A 14,040-nucleotide genomic window follows, 5' to 3' on the forward strand; every position below is an offset into this window, starting at 1 on the left:
CTTAGCCGGCGACAACTAAATCCGCGCCGGCGCATAATCACTGGAATTATCTCATTCTTGAGTATCCCGATCCATCGGCAGCAACCGACTTTTACAACCAATTCTGCCAGTAACGCATGAAAGACTAATGCTCGATCGGTTTTCAACTTAGAGGCAGGTCCCAGAATGCCCGCGGGAATGTTGTCCCTACGAGAACTCATCCCTCTGGTTACGCATTCTGCTCTCCTCCTTTGTCCGCCCTATCGCAGCCTTGAGGTCATCCAATTCGAGGAACGTATCCGCCTGCCGACGCAATTCATCCGCGACCACCGCAGGTTTTGTTCGCATACTTGATACGACTGTGACGCGAGGTCCGAGCCGCTGGATTGCTTTCACCAGGGGACGAAAATCACCATCCCCAGAAAACAACAATATGTGGTCTACATGCTTCGCAATCTCGAGCGCATCGACTGCGAGTTCGATACCAATATTGCGCTTGAACTTGCGCCGGCCCTGACCATCATCGAACTCTTTGACCGAGCTCGTACGCACTGTGAAACCGTTATAGTCGAGCCAGTCGATGAGGGGCCGGGTAGTTTTAAACTCTTCAGCGATGATCGTGTAGTAATATGCACGCACGAGCACGCCGCGCGTCCCGAACTCGGCGAGAAGCCTTTTGAAATCAATGCTGAAGTCCAAGCCTTTCGCCGTGTGGTGGAGGCTTGGGCCATCGACAAAGAGCGCCAATTTTTCGGAAGGAATCATCGCCCCAAGCTCCCTTGATCGCCCATAGCACGACCGCGGTGCATTACGGTGAAACTAAGATTGCCTGGCGGGTGGTGTGCGTTGTCCACTGCTGCCGCATCGCGGCGTTACGCTTAAATGTCGCTACCAGCCGGGTTCCGCACCATGCCATCGTGGCCATCAACTAGCTGCTTTGCCCATGCGCTGGCGTCATCGTCATTCTCGCATACGAAGGCGCGAGAGCTTTGGATATGCCCGTCATGGCCCATCACATAGGCGCGGTATTCCTGCATCTGCTGCTCCCCGCAACAGAAACACTAGCCGTGATTCCACGGTCCAGTCTGTCTGGTATCGACATTTCAAAAGGGGCTATCCAGAAACGTGGCCATCGTGGCAGTCCGCTACGGCATTCGCGTCGGTTTCACCGCGCGCTGACGACTTCCACTGTGCCCACATAATCAGACGGTGTTACCACATCTACGGGTTGTTATTCCTCGAGAGCGCCAAGAGGACGCATGACCCTTCCACCTCGTTGCAAGACCGGTGTAGTCTGTTCCCACATTGCGTCCAGATGGATTGCAAATCCGCGACGCGGCGCCCTGTGGAGGAAGCATCATGAAATTTCCCCGCCGCACATTCTTGCAGCTGGCTGTAAGCGCTGCTGCATTGCCGGCCGTGCCCCGCCTTGCGCTGGCGCAAGCCTATCCGTCCCGGCCGGTGCGCATTGTCGTCGGCTTTGCCGCCGGCGGGGCTACCGACATCCAGGCGCGGCTGATGGGTCAATGGCTATCGGATCGCCTCGGCCAGCAATTCATCATTGAGAACCGAGCCGGCGCCAGCGGCAACATCGGCACCGAGGCGGTCGCCAAAGCGCCCGCCGATGGCTACACACTGCTGCAAATTGTCACCCCGCACGCGATTAATGCCGCGCTGTACAGCAATCTCAATTTCGACTTCATCCGAGACATCGCGCCGGTTGTCTGCTCCGCGCGGCTGGCCTACGTCGTCGTGGTGCATCCGTCGGTCCCCGCCACGACGATCCCTGAATTCATCGCCTACGCCAAGGCCAACCCGGGCAAGGTCAACTACGGGTCGGCCGGCCCCGGCACCCCGCAAAACATTGCTTGCGAACTTTTCAAGATGATGGCCGGGGTGAATTTGGTCCACGTGCCTTATCGCGGCGGCGCGCCCGCGACCACCGATCTGGTCGGCGGCCAGATACAGGTGATTTTTGCTCCGGTATCCGAGTCGATCCAATATATCAAGGCGGGTAACCTACGCGCCCTGGCGGTAACGACCGCGAAGCGTCTGGACGTATTGCCGGACGTTCCAACGGTGGGAGACTTCGTGCCTGGTTATGAGGCGAGCGGTTTTGCGGGCATTGGCGCGCCGAGGGACACCCCGGCGGACATCATCGATATGCTGAACAAGGAGCTCAATGCCGGCCTCGCTGACAATAAAGTCAAAGCCCGGATCGTCGAGCTCGGCGGCACAGCGCTTGGCGGCTCGCCTGCGGAATTCAGGACGATCATCTCGGATGCCACCGAAAAGTGGGCGAAGGTGATCAAGTTCGCGGGTATCAAGGCTGAATAGTGCCGGGACGCCACCGGATTCTAAACCGAGCCTGTACAATCCGATGCCCGAGTTGGATCAACTGAGAAATCAGGACACGCAGCCGGGAAGTCTGCTTCACCCTCACGGAGAGACGTGGTGAGTTGGGCCGGTCAGCGCCAGGGCCCTAGCCCTTTTTGCCGCTCGCCTTTTCCTGCTGGTACGACGAGCCTGAGCCCTTCGGCTTGTCGGACTTTGGTTTCTTAGTTTGCTTGCTCGGCTTGTCTTTGCCCTTGGCCATTGTTCGCTCCTGATTCGATGTAAATTATCAGGGCAATGCTACGCTGAACCTCTCCTGTTTCAAGCCTAAGATCGGCAGATCATCGCCGCTGTGCAGGCAAGTTGGTCTGTTGGCACCATCGAACAGCTCGGTGACGCCCGTATTGCGATAGAAAACCTCAGCAACGATTCCTGCCGGCCAACGATCGGCATCGAGTGGCTCTGACTTCACTCATCTTGAAGCGAGCCGTCCAGATCCTCAAATTTGAATGGGTCGCTCCCACTAAGGTCATCCGTCTGGTCCAGGTGGATGCGTGGCATGGGCGAGCAAGGCGCCAAGCTCAGACCTTGAGCGAGGCTGTAACGTATCTCGGACTGAGTAGCAGAAGCGCCCTCCTCTAGAGCGCCGCCTGGAACTGCAGCACGGCGTCAAACAATATGCTCATCTTCCCCACTAAGGCGGTACCGCTTACCTCCGCTGCGCCGTTGGAATAGATGCCACTGAAACCGCAGCACACTTCCCTGCCCCCAAACAACATGTTTAAGCCAACTACCTTTGTATGCTCCCGAGTAATGAGTTCGCCGCGCCACTTCCCGTTTCTGAAAATATAGGAGCCGGTGTAATAAAAATGCGAATCGCCTCCCAAAATCTGACCGTTGAGAAGGATGATAACGCCGGTCGCGTGTCCGCGCCTGGCGTCTTTCATTTCGATGCTAACAGAGTAAAGGCCGTTTTTGATCAGCACGGTTTCTGTCCACGGTTGCCCAACTGGCGATGAACCTACATTGTTGCGCTGCCTGTTGGACAGCCGGAAGCAATGTGATGATTTTTTCGGGCGTACCGGCGGGAAAGAGCACCCCCACCCAGCTGTCACCTACAATATCGGGAAATCCTGCCTCAGACAGCGTCGGTACCTCAGGCAAAGCTCCGGCGCGTGCTGGCCCGGTGACGGCTAGAGCCGGGTGACCGACCTATACGGGCGACGGGTGATTGAGTATGCTTCGCCCTAATTCCAGAAATTTGCGAAGGGTGTGATACCGGGATGGCTAAGCGCCAAAAAATGGCGCGCAAGGCAATCAAGAAAGGCAAGGCTTCGACACCGCGGAGGCCCTCGAGGGGTGTCGGCGCCGGCCAAGAAACGATACGGCTGAAGCGCGAGCTTGCCGAGGCGCTGGAACGGCAGAAGGCCACCGGCGACATTCTGGCCGCCATTAACAACGCGGCTTCAGAACTTCAACCCATTCTCGATATGATCGTCCGGACGGCGAGCCGTCTGTGCGAAGCGGAATACGCACTGATCTACAAATTCCGGGACGGAAATTATCACATGGCTGCCAGCAACAATACGACGGCCGACTTTGTGAAATATGCAGCGCAGCATCCACTTCCGCCTAGTCGCGGCTCCCTCGTTGGCCGGACCGCACTGGAGCGCAGAACCGTTCATATCCCCGATTGCCTTGCCGATCCCGAATACCAGGTGCGGGATTATCAGCAAGCAGGCAGATATCGTACCAGCCTCGGCGTGCCCCTTCAGAGGGCCGGCGCCCCGCTTGGGGTGATCGTCCTTATGCGCGCCCTCGTAAAACCGTTCACCGATCGACAGATCGATTTGGTGACGACGTTCGCCAATCAAGCGATGATCGCTATCGAGAACGCCCGCCTGTTCGACGAAGTCACGGCGCGCACTGAGGATTTGCGAGAGTCGTTGCGACAGCAGACCGCCACCGCGGATGTGCTGAAGGTGATAAGCCGCTCGACTTTTGATCTGCAGGCCGTGCTTGAGGCGCTGACCGAAACCGCGGCGAGCCTTTGTAATGCCGATATGGCATCGATCACGCGGCAAGGGGGATCCGGCCATTTCTACCACGTGACAGGCTACAACTTTCCTCCCGACTGGGTTGAGTACACCAGACAAATCCCGCTCCGCCCCGAACGCGGTACCGTGGTGGGTCGAACGCTGCTGGCGAAGAGAGCCGTCCAAGTAGTCGACGTGCTGGCCGATCCCGAATACACCCATGGCGAACAACAGAAAAAAGCAGGCTACCGCACCTTCCTCGGTGTGCCGCTACTGCGAGAAGGCGACCCAATCGGAGTTTTCAGCCTGTGCCGCAAAGCGGTCGCACCCTTCTCGGACAAGCAAATAGCGCTGCTTTCGGGCTTTGCCGACCAGGCGGTGATTGCAATCGAAAACGTTCGCCTTTTCGACGAAGTTAAGGCTCGCACCGAAGACTTGCGGGAATCCCTACAGCAGCAAACTGCAACAGCCGACGTGCTGAAGGTCATCAGCCGGTCGACATTCGAACTGCAGACGGTGCTCGACACACTGGTGGAATCCGCTACTCGTCTTTGTGAGGCGGATCATGCATGGCTATTCCAGCGCGATGGAAATTTTTTGCGATTCAAATCAAGCTTTGGCCATGGCACGGCAACCCATGAACGCATTAGGGAGCTCTTTCTGCGCCGGGAAGTGCCCATTGACCGTAGCAGCATCTCGGGACGAAGCGCATGCGAAGGACGCGTTGTGCACGTAGCGGACGTGCTGGCTGATCCAGAATACACTTGGAGCGAGGCGCAAAAGATCGGCGGCTACCGCGCCGCCTTGGGTGCCCCCATGTTGCGCGACGGCGAGGTCGTCGGCGTGATCTTCGTGGCTAAGACAGTGCCGGAGCCTTATACGCAAAAGCAGATCGAGCTGGTGTCCACCTTCGCCGACCAGGCGGTGATTGCGATTGAAAACGTGCGGCTGTTCGACGAGGTGCAGGCACGCACGGAGGATTTACGGGAATCTCTGCAGCAGCAGACCGCGACTGCCGATGTACTGAAAGTCATCAGCCGCTCGACGTTCGACTTGCAGACCGTTTTGCGTACGCTTGTGGAGTCCGCAGCCAGGCTGTGCGATGCTGACAAGGCGACGATTACCCGTCAGCGAGGCAGCGAATTCTATCGCGCGGAACACTTCGGATTCTCCGACGATTTCATGGACTACGCAAGAAGCGTTCCTGTTGCTGCCGATCGCGGGTCCGCGACCGGACGGGCGCTTCTTGAAGGGGTGATCGTTCACATTCCAGATGTAACGACCGACCCGGACTACACCTTCACCGAAGGTCAGCGACTGGGCGACTTCCGTACCATCCTCGGTGTCCCGATGATGCGCGAAGGCATAGCCATCGGCGTTCTAGTTCTCACGCGCTCGGAGGCGCGGCCGTTCACTGACAAACAGATGGAGCTGGTGACCACCTTCGCCGACCAGGCGGCTATCGCGATCGAGAACGTGCGGCTGTTCGAAAAGGTCGAAGCACGCACGAAGGAGCTTGCGGCGTCGCTGGAAGAACTGCGGGCCGCGCAGGATCGGTTGGTGCAGACCGAGAAGCTGGCCTCCCTGGGCCAGCTGACTGCGGGCATTGCACACGAGATCAAGAACCCGCTTAATTTTGTCAATAATTTTTCCGCTTTGTCAGTCGAACTGGTCGACGAACTCGGCGATGCGCTCAAGCCGGCGCCACTCGACGCGAAAACACGAGCGGAAACGGACGAGCTAGCGAAGCTGTTGAAAGGCAATCTGGAAAAAGTGGTGCAGCACGGTAAGCGTGCCGATTCGATCGTCAAGAACATGCTGCTGCATTCGCGAGAAGTTTCGGGGGACCGCCGGCCAGTCGACATTAATTCGCTGGTTGGAGACAGTCTCAATTTGGCCTATCACGGCGCGCGCGCCGAAAAATACGGTTTTCAGATCAGGCTGGATCAGCACTTCGATCCAGCCGCGGGGGAAGCCGATTTGGTGCCGCAGGAAATCACACGCGCGCTGCTCAACCTGATTTCCAACGGTTTCTACGCGGCGATGAAACGCAAGGCGGAGGATGGTCATGATGTCTACGAGCCAGCACTCGCAGCCGCCACAAAAAACCTTGGTGATTGCGTCGAAATCCGAATTCGCGATAACGGTAGCGGCATTCCGCCTGAGGTGAAGGAAAAGATGTTCAACCCGTTCTTTACTACCAAGCCGCCTGGCGAAGGCACCGGCCTCGGTCTATCACTGAGTCACGACATTATCGTTAACCAACACGCGGGCTCGATCGAGGTCAACACCGAGCCCGGTCGGTTTACTGAATTTAGGGTCATACTTCCGCGCAAAACAACCATCAGGAAAGCCGGCGTAAATTCTTGAGTTTTCTTGTCTCATTGTTGACGACGAGCCCGATACGAAGATGCTGTCTCGCCATGTTGACTCTGATCAAGGCGAACTCCTATACGGCAACAACGGCACGAACGATGTTATTCGCGCTGGTGGGGGGTAACGACCTCATTGCTTCACGTTCAGGAAACGACATTATTTTTGGTGGAGATGCTGATGATAAATTCTCCGATGGGTCTGAAACGATCTGATATTTGAAGGCCCAAGCGCATTTGCCAATGAACGCGATTATATACTCGCAGGGAGCATTTGCCTCCCGACAGGAAGCACTCTGGAGCAAGGATTGACCGCATCGTTGCTCTAGAAATCGCTCCGGCCTAAATCGAAATTTCCACGCAGCTCCGGAAGGTTTTGGACTGTGCCCAATACGGATGTGCGTTGAATAGTAAGCATCACATGACTAGAAAAACGATCACACGCGCGGACGATACGCCATCACTTGTTTGGTTCGCCGGCAACCGGGGATGCTTGCAATGCGTCCGCGCTCTTGGTCAGCCCCCCAGCTACTTGTCTTGCGGCATCCGGGGACAGCGCATATCCTTGCTGGTTTTCCAGCCGGTGATTGAGAATAAGCAGGACCAGGCCCCTGCCCTCGGTGTCCGCCGTCACGGCGAAGGTCTTCGGGATTTCAAATCTGACTTCATTCGGGTTGCCTCCCGATCGAGCATTCCGCTCGGGAACCACGGCGGAGTCCGCACTGGGAAGTGCTACTGCAGGGGTTGGCTCAAGCGTCCCCCGCGCGCTGACGAGGGCATCGATAAAATCGCCCAGGCACTCGCGCGCGATTTTCAGCTCTACGTCGCCAATATACTTCCCACTTCCGCCGACGATGACTTCCTTCTTGTCATCCGAAAGGCTGGACGACTTTACCTCGCCGATCCTGATCGCCATTTATGAACGCTCCAGGCCAAGCCTACCCCTGCCCTGGTCATACTCCTTCTCGCCTTCCAAAACCATCGTCGGGCATCGCCCCATCAGCTCCGCACCGCACCCAGAGAATTCCGTCGGTCAGCTAGATCAGATCGTGACGGTATGACAGAAGTGTGCCCGTCGTATCGTCTGCAGAGAATGCGAAGCCGTCCGCCGAGTAGTCGCCGAGCAACGAGATGTTGGCGGTGTGAACGCCGTCGCTCGAAGTTAGGGTCCCGCCAATGGCGACTTCAGTTCATCATCGCTCTCAGATATGCAGTTGGTCTCGATAGGAAACGAGCGTGCCGCTGATATCATCCGAGGCCAGCGTGAAGCCGTCTGCCGAGTATTGGCCAAGCAGACCAAGGTTTGCGGCATGCACTCCGTCTGTTACCGACAGCGTACCGCCGTTGCCCGCTTCGTTCTCGACATAGCTCACGCTGGTGTTGGATCCGAAGACGATATCGTCAAGGTCAAAGTGATCATCCGCGTTGAAACCGGATACCAACCCGCTGAAGTCGAAGGAGTCGCCAAGCCTCAGTGTGCCGGTAGCATCCGCATCAATGGTAACGTTCGTAGAAGACGCGCCTGCGAACTCGATCGTGGCTACGCCATCGATCAATGCCGTGCCGTTTCCAGTCACATCACCATGGACCGTGATGTCACCTCCATGGGCCCATAGCTGACCTGAATTTTCGACATTGCTCTCTATGACCAAGCCGCCGCTGCCGGTGGCCTCAAGCGTTCCGACGTTGATGATGATGTTCGATCCGGTATCGATCTCGAGCGTGTTGGTACCGGAAGCGATGATGGTCCCCTCGTTGATGAGGATCAGCTGGCCGGCCCCGATTTGACCCGCACCCTCGATAATGTTGTCGACGTTGGTGAGCGTAACATCCGAAACGGTGCCACTGATGACGTTTCCGACGCTGTCCGACATCCCGACGTGGCCGCCCCCCTGCAGGGTAATTCCATGCTGTATCAGCTGAAGGTCGGTCTCGCTGCCAGTCGAGTTGAGCTCGATTGTCCCAGTATTGTTGATGATGCCGCTCAAAGGCAGGATCGCGCCATCACTGATCACCATGTTGCCGGCGTTCTCCGTGACCGGGGTTTGGTCGAACACGAAGTCACTCGCATCGAGCGAAGCGGCCGCGACCCCCTTTAAGGTAATCGACTGACCATCGGCGAGCGTGATCACGGCGTCGCCGGCAGCATTGTCAGTCATATGCGCCTGGATATCGCCGAAGCCGGTGAAGTCGGCATAACCAATCAGATCGATCTGATCAGAGGCAATATCGAAGCTGTAGATCACGTCATGGCCGATCGGCTGGGCGAAAACGAACAGGTCGTGGCCACTGGAGCCGGTCAGGTTGTCGTCGCCCGAAATTGCGAAGATTGGGTTACCGGCCGCGTAGACTTCGACGTTGTCGGCGACAATTGCAGTTTCGCTGCTGCCATCGATATTGGTCCAGGTTACCTTGACGTTGACCACTAGAGCGCCGCTGTAATTTGCGGCTGAAGTGATCGACAGCGACGCGACGTTGTTGGTCACCATCGTCCAGTTACCATTGCCGTTTTCAGTGCCCCCGCTCACTGTCCAACCAGAAGGAATGCCATCAATTGTCACCGCAATATCGCCAAGGTGGCCGGCAACAGGATCAGTCAAACCGAGATTGATGGGACTGCCCGCAATACCCGCCGGAGCAACGCTGCCGTTGTAGACGACAAAGTCCGCGTTGGTGAGCGCGGAGATACCAGCCAGCGTCGTGACATTGTCCAGCGTCGCAACTTGCGTTCGGCCGCTGGCGTTGTTCCAGTTGCTGTCAAACCAGATCTCGCCCTTGCCGGTCGTCGAATTGAAAACTGCGACATAGAGATTGTCTGCGCTGCCACCGCCAACAGAGGCGGTGCCATTCTGGATTTGAGTTGCGGTTTGAGAGCCGGTGATGACAATAACCTGATTGTCGTCGTTGCCCGCGTCGATACCAGTTGCTCCCGTGATACTTGCTCGCGTGGTCAGGTCAGCACTGGCCAGCGTTGTGCCGGACGGGCTTGCTACCGTGTTCCCGAAGGTAAACCCACCCGTTACGGCTCCTCCGAGCAAACCAATTTTGTCATTACCATCCGTGTAATCGGTGATGGTATCTAAGTTACCGTCGGTACGGAGCCTGAACTGGTCATCCCCTGCTCCGCCGGTCAGGTTATCGTTGCCCGTGCCGCCGGCGATAAGGTCACCGCCACCGCCACCGTTGATAGTGTCCGCGCCACCGCCGCCAATAATCGCATCGGCAAAGTTGGTGCCAGTAATGTTTTCAGAACCGCCAGCACCATTGATCGTGATGGTATCTACTCCGTCATCGAACGCATCGCCGCCAGTAAAGGCCGCGAAGGTCAGGTTGGCAAAGCTGTTGGTTGCGCCTGAGGCAACATTGATGACGAGATTGGTGGTGCCAGCCGCCGATTCGTTGACGGCGATGGTGTTGCCGTTCAATTGGGCCCCGCTGAAGGTCGCAGTGGTGCCACTCGCTATCAGGATTTGCTCGATGCCTTGCGAAGCCCCTGCTCCCTGAAGATCAGCCGAGCCATTCACGGTTAGAGCGCTGAGGTCGGCCGTAGCCGTCGTGCGTATGGTGTCCGTCCCGCCGTTGATCGCTTCGACGATATTTTCGCCGGCGGCCGCTTCCCCCGTCGAAGCGTAGCTGTAGGTGTCGTTGCCCGCACCTCCTGTCAGCGTGTCGGCACCAGCGCCACCGCTGATATTGTCAGCCAAGCTGGTGCCGGTAATGTTTTCAGCACCGCCGGCACCATTGATCGTGATGGCATCTGCGCCATCATCGAACGCATCGCCGCCGGCAAATGCAGCAAACGTAAGGTTGGCAAACGTGTTCGTTGCCCCGGAGGCAACATTGATGACGAGGTTGGTAGTTCCTGCCGTCGATTCGTTGATTACGATCGTATTCCCGGTGAGTTGGGCGCCGGTGAAGGTTGCGATGCTGCCGCCGGCAATCAGGATTTGCTCGACACCCAGCGATGAGGCCCCTTGAAGATCGGCCGCTCCATTGACCGTCAAGGCGCTCAGGTCGGCGGTGGCGGTCGTGCGTATGGTGTCAGTGCCGCCACTAACGGCCTCGACGATATTTTCGCCGGCTGCCGCCTCCGCTGTCGATCCGTACACGTAGGTATCGTTCCCTGCACCACCCGTCAGCGTGTCGGCACCTCCCGCGCCGATGAGAACGTCATCGTCGTTACCGCCGTTCAACTGGTCGTTGGCATTGGCGCTGATTAACAAATCATTCCCATTGCCGCCGCTCAGATTGTCAAAAGTGCCCGCAATGGTGGCGCCATTGCCGAATAAGATGTCATTGCCATCCCCACCGTCCATCAGGTCAGATTCAGTCACGCCGGCGATGATGTCATTTCCCGCCGTTCCGAGCATTGGATCTGCCTCGTCCTGGCTAACGAGGTAATTGCCGGATCCAAATTGATATCCGACGAACGTCGCGTTGCTGAAGCTGATATTGATGTTATTCGTGCCAACGAAGAAGTTGGCATAACTAACCTGCTGGCCATTGAACGTAATAACTAGATTCCCCGTATCGAAGGCGGTGGAGCTATCCAGAATATTCAGGCCGGTCAATTCGGCGCCGCTAGCCGAAATCACGATCGTATCCGTGTTGCTGTCGGTGATCGTATCGACCCCGTCTGAGAGACCGAAAATATAGGTATCATTGCCGGCTCCACCGATCAGTGTATCGTTTCCAGCCTGTCCTGTTATCGTGTCGGCAAAACTGGTGCCGGTTATGTTTTCGGCGCCTGCCGCTCCGTTGATGGTGATCGTATCGGTGCCGTTATCAAAAGCATCGCCGCCGGCAAATGCAGCAAACGTCAGGTTGGCGAACGTGTTCGTTGCTCCGGAGGCAACATTGATGACGAGATTGGTTGTTCCAGTCGTGGATTCGTTGATTGCGATCGTATTCCCGGTGAGCTGGGCGCCGCTGAAGGTTACGGAGCTGCCGGCGGCAATCAGGATTTGCTCGATACCCAGCGATGAGGCCCCTTGAAGATCGGCCGCGCCATTGACCGTCAAGGCGCTCAGGTCGGCGATGGCAGTCGTGCGTATGGTGTCCGTTCCGCCACTAACGGCTTCGACGATAATTTCGCCGGCGGCCGCCTCCGGTGTCGATCCATAGACGTAGGTATCGTTCCCTGCGCCACCAGTCAGCGTGTCAGCACCGCCCCCTCCGGTCAGTGTATCTGCTCCTGATCCGCCCTTGAGAATGTTAGCCCCGCTCGAACCGGTCAAGGTAACGGCAGACAACAGGGTTGATGCATCTACGTTCTCGAATCCGGCGACTGTCGAGACAGTCGACGTATCCTGATTTGCAAGAGACAGATTTATATTGACGGCTTGCGTCAGGACCAGCGTGTCACCATCCGTGCCTGCTGCCGCGGAGGTCGCGTCTCCGTTAATCGTCGCACCTGCCTCATAGCTCATTGTATCGTTGCCCGAGCCACCGACCAGCAAATCGGCTCCGCCGCCGCCAACGATCGTGTCATTATTCGCGCCGCCAAAGATGCGGTCCGCAGCGCTGCCGCCGGTCAACGTATCGTCGCCGTCGAAGCCGTACATTGCATTAGGTGCAGTTGCCAATGGCGCGGTGGCGGAGTCGTTGCCGCCGGTGCCGAGGTAGAGACCGACCACCGCGGCTGTTACGCTGCCGTCTGTCACTTGAAGCGTGCCAGACACCGCGCTCGCCTGCACACTCGGGGTTAGCGTTGTCGTAGCACCGCTAGTAATCGTGGGATTGCCGAAGGTTGCACCAAACGGACTGCTCAATGACAAGCCAGCGTTGTCCGGATCGGTTGCGACAAAACTGATTGCCGTTTCGGTGACAGTTAAGCCGGAGACAACCGGCGCGTCGTTGGTGCCGGTGATGCGGAAGCTTACCGCCGTGCTGGCGGTACCGGTGCTGCCGTCCTTGACGTAGGCCGTGAAGTTGTCGGCGACGATGACGCCGCCTGCCAGCGCGTCGGTGTCGGGATCGACGTTGTTGAGCGCGTAGCTCACCACGCCGGTCGCCGTGGTCAGCGTTGCGGTGCCATAGATGCCGGTCTTGGTGTAAGTCACCCCGCCGTCGCCGGTCGCCCAGCCACCCGTCGTGGTCATCGCTGTGTTGTCGTAGACCGCGCTGTCGCCGGTGTCAGGATCAACCTTGGTCAGCGTGATGCTGGCCGAAGCTGTGCCCACTGTGGCAACGCCGGTTTCGACCAACTGGACGCTCTGCGCGCCCGCCGTAACCGTCGGGTTATCGTTGGTGCCGGTGATGGCGAAGTTCACCACCGTGCTGGCGGTGCCGGTGCTGCCGTCGTTGACATAGACCGTGAAATTGTCGCTGACACTCGCGCCCTGCGCCAGGGCATTGGTGTCGGTGTCGTTATTGTCCAGGGCGTAGCTCAGCACGCCGCTCGCGGTCGTCAAGGTCGCGGTGCCGTAGGAGCCCGTTCTGGTGTAGGTCACCCCACCGTTGCTGGTCGCCCAGCCGTTCGTCGTCAGTGCCGTGGCGTCGTAGACCGCCGTATCGCCGCTATCCGGATCAGTCTTGGTCAGCGTAATGCTGGCCGAAGCCGTGCCGGGCTGCGCCACGCCAGCTTCTACCAGCTGAACGCTTTGTGCGCCCGCCGTAACCGTTGGCGCATCGTTGGAGCCGGTGATGGTGACGACCGCGGTGGTCGGGGTGACCCCGCCTTCGCCGTCGACGACGTTGTAGCTGAAGGTCAGCTCGATGCTCTCGGACACACCAAGGGCGTTGAACTGGTTCGGATCGAAGGTCAGCGCGCCGGTCTCGTTGTCGACGCTATAGACCACGGCCGGGGCCCAGGTGCCGTCGGTGACGGCGACGGTGAGCGCGGCGCTGTCGACATCGTCGGTGCGATCCGGGTCGGAGGCGTTGGCGAGCAGATTGATGGTCGCCGGGTTGGCGTCATCCTCGTCGACCGTGGCCACGACCGCGGCGGAAACCACGGGCGCATCGTTGGAGCCGGTGATGGTGACGACCGCGGTGGTCGGGGTGACCCCGCCTTCGCCGTCGACGACGTTGTAGCTGAAGGTCAGCTCGATGCTCTCGGACACACCAAGGGCGTTGAACTGGTTCGGATCGAAGGTCAGCGCGCCGGTCTCGTTGTCGACGCTATAGACCACGGCCGGGGCCCAGGTGCCGTCGGTGACGGCGACGGTGAGCGCGGCGCTGTCGACATCGTCGGTGCGATCCGGGTCGGAGGCGTTGGCGAGCAGATTGATGGTCGCCGGGTTGGCGTCATCCTCGTCGACCGTGGCCACGACCGCGGCGGAAACCACGGGCGCATCGTTGGAGCCGGTGATGGTGAC

8 protein-coding genes and 1 pseudogene are annotated in these 14,040 nt (G+C 58.4%); 3 read left to right on the forward strand and 6 right to left on the reverse strand.

The window, feature by feature from the left end; genetic code table 11:
* Window positions 1-186: 186 nt before the first annotated feature.
* Together JQ597_RS13420 and JQ597_RS13425 are read right to left on the reverse strand one after the other, a co-directional pair.
* The gene (locus tag JQ597_RS13420; RefSeq protein ID WP_212264735.1) at window positions 187-744 is read right to left on the reverse strand and encodes a LabA-like NYN domain-containing protein; all 558 of its coding nucleotides are present in this window, start codon (window positions 742-744) and stop codon (window positions 187-189) included.
* Between the two features lie 113 nt (window positions 745-857).
* The gene (locus JQ597_RS13425; RefSeq protein ID WP_212264736.1) at window positions 858-1,016 is read right to left on the reverse strand and encodes a hypothetical protein; all 159 of its coding nucleotides are present in this window, start codon (window positions 1,014-1,016) and stop codon (window positions 858-860) included.
* Between the two features lie 322 nt (window positions 1,017-1,338).
* On the opposite strand from JQ597_RS13425, the gene JQ597_RS13430 reads away from it, so the two are divergent.
* Entirely contained in the window at window positions 1,339-2,316 is a 978-nt protein-coding gene (locus tag JQ597_RS13430) for a tripartite tricarboxylate transporter substrate binding protein (RefSeq protein ID WP_212264758.1), read from the forward strand.
* Between the two features lie 635 nt (window positions 2,317-2,951).
* On the opposite strand, the gene JQ597_RS13435 is transcribed toward JQ597_RS13430, so the two are convergent.
* Entirely contained in the window at window positions 2,952-3,299 is a 348-nt protein-coding gene (locus JQ597_RS13435; protein WP_312011942.1) for a GrlR family regulatory protein, read from the reverse strand.
* Window positions 3,268-3,501 (reverse strand): annotated as a pseudogene (locus JQ597_RS38475) (tripartite tricarboxylate transporter substrate-binding protein); the annotation flags it as partial. The pseudogene JQ597_RS38475 and the gene JQ597_RS13435, both read right to left, overlap by 32 nt.
* A gap of 95 nt (window positions 3,502-3,596) precedes the next feature.
* Here JQ597_RS38475 and JQ597_RS13445 point away from each other — a divergent pair.
* Both JQ597_RS13445 and JQ597_RS13450 read left to right on the forward strand, forming a co-directional pair.
* Window positions 3,597-6,719, forward strand: a complete 3,123-nt coding sequence (locus JQ597_RS13445; protein ID WP_249147797.1) for a GAF domain-containing protein — start codon at window positions 3,597-3,599, stop codon at window positions 6,717-6,719.
* A 53-nt stretch (window positions 6,720-6,772) separates the two neighbouring features.
* Window positions 6,773-6,937, forward strand: a complete 165-nt coding sequence (locus JQ597_RS13450; RefSeq protein ID WP_212264738.1) for a hypothetical protein — start codon at window positions 6,773-6,775, stop codon at window positions 6,935-6,937.
* Between the two features lie 244 nt (window positions 6,938-7,181).
* On the opposite strand, the gene JQ597_RS13455 is transcribed toward JQ597_RS13450, so the two are convergent.
* Both JQ597_RS13455 and JQ597_RS13460 read right to left on the reverse strand, forming a co-directional pair.
* Window positions 7,182-7,637 (reverse strand): hypothetical protein, encoded by a 456-nt coding sequence (locus JQ597_RS13455; protein ID WP_212264739.1) that lies wholly within the window; start codon window positions 7,635-7,637, stop codon window positions 7,182-7,184.
* Window positions 7,638-7,923: 286 nt separating this feature from the next.
* Complete coding sequence (locus tag JQ597_RS13460) at window positions 7,924-14,010, reverse strand: beta strand repeat-containing protein (protein ID WP_502754425.1); 6,087 nt, start codon at window positions 14,008-14,010, stop codon at window positions 7,924-7,926.
* Between the last annotated feature and the right edge of the window lie 30 nt (window positions 14,011-14,040).

The organism is Bradyrhizobium sp. AUGA SZCCT0177 (assembly GCF_018130125.1).
Taxonomy (GTDB): domain Bacteria; phylum Pseudomonadota; class Alphaproteobacteria; order Rhizobiales; family Xanthobacteraceae; genus Bradyrhizobium.